1 protein-coding gene is annotated in these 348 nt (G+C 35.1%); it reads left to right on the plus strand.

What is annotated here, in order from left to right; all coding sequences use genetic code 11:
* Window positions 1-348: cytidylyltransferase domain-containing protein (locus tag R0K30_RS21320; protein ID WP_410612770.1), on the plus strand; the 348-nt coding region annotated here is incomplete at both ends.

Raw genomic sequence — 348 nt, forward strand, 5'->3', positions numbered from 1 at the left:
CTCCAATACCTTTTATTCGAAACAACGATGTACAAATTAATTATAAGCAGCACGTTGGTGTATATGCCTATCGCAAGTCTGTTTTAGAACGATATGCACAATTACCTGAATCTAATGTCGAATCAGCAGAGCAATTAGAACAATTAAGATTATTAGATAGCGATATAGATATTTATGCGTTTGAAGTAATGGAAACAGGGCCTGGTGTAGATACTCCTAAAGACCTTCAAAAAGTAATTGCTATTCTTCAAGGTAGACAGTCAGAGAGTGAAAAGTCTTTACTCTCCAATATTGAACTTGTTATTACCGATATTGATGGCGTATTAACAGATGGTGGAATCTACTATG

It is taken from the genome of Bacillus sp. SIMBA_154, assembly GCF_046536015.1.
GTDB lineage: Bacteria > Bacillota > Bacilli > Bacillales > Bacillaceae > Bacillus > Bacillus pumilus_P.